The sequence below is a fragment of the Mesorhizobium sp. M0296 genome (assembly GCF_040321675.1).
Lineage (GTDB): Bacteria > Pseudomonadota > Alphaproteobacteria > Rhizobiales > Rhizobiaceae > Mesorhizobium.
Genome location: NZ_JAMYRZ010000088.1, coordinates 1 through 5,959, shown reverse-complemented (window position 1 = coordinate 5,959; position 5,959 = coordinate 1). Strand labels below are relative to the sequence as shown.

3 protein-coding genes are annotated in these 5,959 nt (G+C 63.1%); 1 reads left to right on the top strand and 2 read right to left on the bottom strand.

From position 1 onward, the window contains the following. Window positions 1-631: 631 nt before the first annotated feature. Window positions 632-1,141, bottom strand: a complete 510-nt coding sequence (locus NKI97_RS35160; protein ID WP_352451327.1) for a hypothetical protein — start codon at window positions 1,139-1,141, stop codon at window positions 632-634. A gap of 173 nt (window positions 1,142-1,314) precedes the next feature. Between NKI97_RS35160 and NKI97_RS35155 the strand changes: the two genes are divergently transcribed. Then, window positions 1,315-2,196, top strand: coding sequence for a DMT family transporter (locus NKI97_RS35155; RefSeq protein ID WP_352685082.1), 882 nt, complete (start codon window positions 1,315-1,317; stop codon window positions 2,194-2,196). Between the two features lie 14 nt (window positions 2,197-2,210). On the opposite strand, the gene dnaE is transcribed toward NKI97_RS35155, so the two are convergent. Beyond that, a complete protein-coding gene (dnaE, locus tag NKI97_RS35150) occupies window positions 2,211-5,738 on the bottom strand; it encodes a DNA polymerase III subunit alpha (RefSeq protein WP_352838578.1) in 3,528 nt (1,175 codons plus the stop codon). Between the last annotated feature and the right edge of the window lie 221 nt (window positions 5,739-5,959).

Genomic DNA, 5,959 nt, shown 5'->3' with positions numbered 1-5,959 from the left:
GCCGCGTGGTAACGGCATGGATCCCAGGGTCTGCGCCGCGTCGCTTTGCTCCTTGCTCCGCCCTGGGATGACGAATTGGAGGGATGTTTCAGCCAATCTCCGAAGTTAGCGGTTTGCCACTGAAATTGGCCGCTGACAGAACTATCGACGGTTGCTGCCGATCGGCTTAGCGATTAGCGCAAACGCCCATCGCTTCGTCATCCTGGGGCGGAGCAAGGAGCGAAGCGACGCGGCGCAGACCCCTGGATCCATGCCGCGACATCAGAGCGCTGCCGCGGTGCGGAATTGTGCTCCGCTGCACTCTTCGGCTAAGGTTACCGCATGGATCCCAGGGTCTCAGCGACGGCGCTTCGCTCCTGCTTCGCCCAAGGATGACGAAGTTGGGGAAGTTTCGGCCGATCCCGAATGTTTATGATGGTCCAACGAAACGAACGATGAAATCTTGGCTGCCGATCGGCTTCCAACCCGTCAAGATCGCTGTGCCGGGACTGACTGCTGCCCACCCCGAGCCGTCTTTCGCGTCGGTACTAAGCGTCAGATTTTCACAACCAGACCATGATCCCGAACCGAAGGTCCGCGTACGCGAAAAGTGGAAACCGGTTTTCAAAAAGATCATGATCAAACAAGAAGATCACGTGCGCTGCAGATCGATCCGGGTGGTCACCACACTCTTCCCGGTTTTCGGATCGGTATCGACGACGGTCAGCCGCATGCCGTCCTCGCCGGTTTTCTCAACCGTCATTTGCGCCTTGCGATCGCCATTGACCTCCTTCGCCCAGCGGATGCCGAGATTGATTGCATTGCCGGAGCGGCTGCCGCTCAATTGCGCCGGCCCGGTGCGCGATCCAACATAGGTGCCGGTGTATTTCGTCCCGCTGGACCTGAGGTCCGCGCTGATGGCGCGCGTCACCACGATAAGACCGCGGCAGCTGCCGTCCAGCGACAACGAGCTCGACGTTGCGTCGGAATTGAAATGACAGGAGACATTCACCGTCGGCGCATCGGTGGTCACCTTGACGATGCCTTTGCCGGCGAAATTCCCCTGGAATGAGCGAAGAAAATCCGGATCGTCGGCATGCGCTGCGCCGGCCCCGGCGGCCGTCAGGCAGCCGGCAAGTACAAATCGTGCGAATGATTTCATCGGACCGCTCCTCGTTGGTATCCAAAACACAGCACGCAAACACTGAGGGACCAACGCTCCCCTCAGCGGCGGGTTCCGGCTTCAACATCACTGTTTGCAACGCTGCACGGCTGGCCCAGCCGAATGCGTCGGCTAGCGGTTGCGATGAGCGCTCCGGCTTGCGACATAACCGCATGGCACCCGCACCCTCGATCCCCAAGGCCGCGTTCTGGATGGCGCTGTCGATCGCCTCGTTCCTGGCGATGTCGGTGGCCGGCCGCGCCACGACGGCAGAACTCAACGTCTTCCAGGTGCTCGAGCTGCGCTCGGTGATCGGCTTTTTCATCCTGTTGCCGCTGGTCATGATGTCAGGCGGTTTTCCGGCGATGCGCACCGGGCGCCCGCTGGCCCATCTCGCCCGCAACGTCGTCCACTATACCGGCCAGGCTGCCTGGCTCTACGCCCTGACGCTGATCCCGCTTGCGGTGCTGATCTCGATCGAATTCACGACGCCGATCTGGACCGCGCTGCTGGCGGTCGCTTTCCTCGGCGAAAGGCTCTCCCGGCCACGGCTGGCGGCGATCGTGCTCGGGCTGATCGGCGTGGTGATCATCGTGCGTCCGGGCGTCGGCGCGGTCAATCCGGGGCATGTTATCGTGCTGGGAGCCGCGGTCTGCTTCGGCGTCTCGGTGGTTCTCGTCAAGTCGCTGACGCGGACGGACAGCGTCGTGCGCATCATCTTCTGGATGCTGATCATCCAGTCGCTGCTTGGCCTGGTCCCGGCGCTCTACGAATGGCAAAACCCGCCGCTTGAGCTCTGGCCGTGGATCCTGCTCATAGCCTTCACCGGCATGTCGTCGCATTTCTGCATGGCCCGCGCACTTGTCTATGCCGATGCGACGGTCATCTCGCCAATGGACTTTTTGCGCGTGCCGCTGTCGGCGGTGATCGGATGGCTGCTCTATCACGAGCAGATCGACGCCTTCACCGCCGGTGGCGCCCTGCTGATCCTCATGGGAAATCTGCTCAACCTGCAGCGGAGAGCACCGCAACCGGCGGAGATCGCCGCTTCATAAGCGTGCGCTAACTCTTAGACCAGTTCCACCTCGACCACGCCTGGCACCGCCCGCATCGCCGACGCGATCTGAGGCGATACGCGGTAGCGGTTGGGCAACTCGATCTCGACCTCGCCCTCGCCGCCTTCCTTGATGACGATGATGCTCACCTGACTGTCGCCACGCTGGCCAAGCTGCGATTGGATTGTCGATGCCGGTGCGTCATTTCTGACGAAGATGCGCAACGCTTTCTGGATACGGCTTGCCTCGTCCTCCAATGACTGCACGGTCTGGATGCGCAGATTGACGCCTTCAGGCCTGTCCTCGGCCGAAACGGTGATCACCACCGAGCGGCCGGGTTCGAGCAAGTCGCGGTATTGCGCCAGCCCCTCGGAAAACAGCACCGCTTCATACTGGCCCGACGTGTCGGAGAACTGCACGACGCCCATCTTGTTGCCGGTGCGCGTCTTGCGCTCCTGCTTGGTGGTCACCGTGCCGGCGAGCCGGCCGGCGGCAGCACCGCGTTTGACGGCGGCCGAAAACTCGCCCCAGGTCTGCACCCGCATTTTCTGCAGCGCCGCCTTGTATTCGTCGAGCGGATGCGCCGAGAGATAGAACCCGACCACCTGGAATTCACGGTGCAGGCGGTCGGCGGCGAGCCAGGGATCGGTCGCCGGCAAGTTGAGCGCCTGCGACTGTGCGCCCAGCGAGGCGCCAAAGATGTCATGCTGGCCGGTGACGGCATTCTGCTGCGCCAGCGACGCCAGCCCCATCATCCGCTCGACGCCGGCCATCATCGCCGCACGGTCATGACCGAAGCAGTCGAGCGCGCCGGCCATGATCAGGCTTTCGAAGACGCGCTTGCCGACGATCTTCGGATCGACCCTTTCACAGAAATCGGCGAGGCTCTTGAAGGGTTTTTCGCCGCGCGTCGCGACGATGTGCTCGACCGCCGCGTCGCCGACGCCCTTGAGCGCGGCCAGCGAATAGAAGATGCGGTTCTCGCCGACCTCGAAATCCCGGAACGACGTCATGACCGACGGCGCCACCACCTCGATGCAGAGGCGCAGCGCATCCTGGCGGAAATCGGCGAGCTTGTCCGTATTGCCCATGTCGAGCGTCATCGATGCCGCCAGGAATTCGACGGGGTAATGCGCCTTCAGATAGGCGGTCTGGTAGGAGACGACGGCATAGGCGGCGGCATGCGATTTGTTGAAACCGTAGTCGGCAAACTTTGCCAGCAGGTCGAAGATGAAGTCGGCTTGCGGCTTGCCGACGCCGCGCTCGACCGCGCCCGAAACAAAGCGCTCGCGCTGCTTGTCCATCTCGGCGCGGATCTTCTTGCCCATGGCGCGGCGCAGCAGATCGGCTTCGCCCAGCGAATAGCCGGAGAGCTCCTGCGCGATCTGCATCACCTGTTCCTGGTAGACGATGACGCCTTGCGTCTCCTTGACGAGATGGTCGATCTTCGGGTGGATCGACGCCATCTCCTCCTCGCCGTGCTTTCTGGCGTTGTAGGTCGGTATGTTCTCCATCGGCCCCGGCCGGTAGAGCGCGACCAGCGCGATAATGTCCTCGATACAGTCGGGCCGCATGCCGATCAGCGCCTTGCGCATGCCGGCACTTTCCACCTGGAACACGCCGACCACCTCGCCGCGCGACAGCATGGCGTAGGTTTCGGGGTCGTCGAGCGGAATGTGGGCAAGATCGATCTCGATGCCGCGGCGGCGGATCAGCTTGACGGCCCTGTCCAGCACCGTCAGCGTCTTCAGGCCAAGGAAGTCGAATTTCACCAGCCCGGCCTGCTCGACATATTTCATGTTGAACTGCGTGACCGGCATGTCCGAGCGCGGATCGCGGTACATCGGCACCAGCTCCGACAGCGGCCGGTCGCCGATGACGATGCCGGCGGCGTGCGTCGAGGCGTGCCGATAAAGACCTTCCAGTTTCTGCGCCGTATCGAGCAGCGTCTGCACGATCGGCTCACGCTCCGCCTCTTCGGCAAAGCGCGGCTCGTTGGCGATGGCGTCGGCGAGCTTGACCGGATTGGCCGGGTTCGACGGCACCATCTTGCTCAGCTTGTCGACCTGCCCGTAAGGCATCTGCAGCACGCGGCCGACGTCGCGCAGCACCGCGCGCGCCTGCAGCGTGCCGAAGGTGATGATCTGGCCAACCTGGTCGCGGCCGTATTTCTGTTGGACGTAGCGGATGACTTCCTCGCGCCGGTCCTGGCAGAAGTCGATGTCGAAGTCGGGCATCGACACGCGGTCGGGATTGAGGAAGCGCTCGAACAGCAGCGAAAAACGCAGTGGGTCGATGTCGGTGATGGTCGTGGCATAGGCGACCAGCGAGCCGGCGCCCGAACCGCGGCCCGGGCCGACCGGAATCCCTTGTGCCTTGGCCCATTTGATGAAGTCGGCAACGATCAGGAAATAGCCCGGATATTTCATCTTCTCGATGACGCCGAGCTCGAAATCCAGCCTTTCGCGATATTGCTCGACCGTATAGCCGGGCGTCGGCCCGTGCGCCGCCAGCCGCGCCTCCAGCCCTTCATGCGCCTGCCTGGCAAGCTCCTGCGCCTCCGCCTTGACCGCAGCATCGGCGTCGGCGACATCGCGGCCGGCAAAGCGCGGCAGAATCGGATTGCGGGTCTTCGGGTAATACGAGCAGCGCAGCGCGATCTCGACGGTGTTGTCGATTGCTTCCGGCAGGTCGGCGAACAGCCTCGCCATATCGGCCTGGCTTCTCAGGAAATGGTCTGGCGAAAGGCGGCGGCGATTGTCGGCCGCAACCACCGAGCCTTCGGCGATGGCGATCAGGGCGTCATGCGCCTCATAGTCTTCACGAGAGAAGAAAAACGCCTCGTTGGTGGCAACCAGCGGCAGATCGTGGCGGTAGGCGAGATCGACCGACGACTGCTCGATGGCGCGGTCGTAGCCGGACATGCGCTCAAGCTCCACATAGAGCCGGTCGCCGAACGGGCCCTTGAGCGCCGAGAGCCGGGTCTCGGCGAGTTCGCGGCGATCCTGTTTCAAGGCAGTGCCGATCGGACCGCGCGGCCCGCCCGTAAGGCAGATCAATCCGTCGGCGTGGCCCTGCAGCATCTCGCTCGTCAGATGCACCGCTTCGCCGGGCGGTGTCTCGAGGTAGACGCGGCTGACCAGCCTGACCAGATTGCCGTAGCCGGCCTCGGTTGCGGCGATCAGGACGACCGGCCGCATCTCCGGTCCTTGCCGCCTGCGGTCGCGCTGGCTGTCGCTCGCCTCGCCGGAAAAGGCGAGGTCGATCTGGCAGCCGATGATCGGCTGGATGCCGTCCTTTACCGCCCTCTGGGCGAATTCCAGCGCGCCGAACAGATTGTTGGTGTCGGTGACGGCGATTGCCGGGCATTCGTCCTGCACCGCATGGCCGACGATCTTGCCGAGCTGCAAGGCACCTTCGAGCAGCGAATAGGCCGAATGCACGCGCAGATGAATGAACCGACGCGCCGCCGCCTCCGCCCGCGACGCCTTTGCATAGGCCTCGCGCAGCAAGGGATCGCGTGGAAGTCTCTCATCCGCCATGGTTTTTTCGCGCCGCCTCACAAGGACTCAGTCGATGAAGATGTATTGTCCGGCACCGGGTAACACGAGTCCAGCGGAAGCGATTGGAGCTTTGGAAGTTTAGAGCAACCGCCGAAGCTGCCAATCTCCCCCTCGTGGGCAGGGGAATCGCATATGGCGATTTTGGGGTTGAGTTTAGGCTGAGAAAGGATTCTTTGGAGAGGCAGTTGAGCGAAGGAGCG

What these genes read in the sequence shown, in the direction of transcription:
- NKI97_RS35160 (WP_352451327.1), bottom strand. Translation starts at nt 1,141, where the DNA reads ATGAAATCATTCGCACGATTTGTACTTGCCGGCTGCCTGACGGCCGCC.
- NKI97_RS35155 (WP_352685082.1), top strand. Translation starts at nt 1,315, where the DNA reads ATGGCACCCGCACCCTCGATCCCCAAGGCCGCGTTCTGGATGGCGCTG.
- dnaE (WP_352838578.1), bottom strand. Translation starts at nt 5,738, where the DNA reads ATGGCGGATGAGAGACTTCCACGCGATCCCTTGCTGCGCGAGGCCTAT.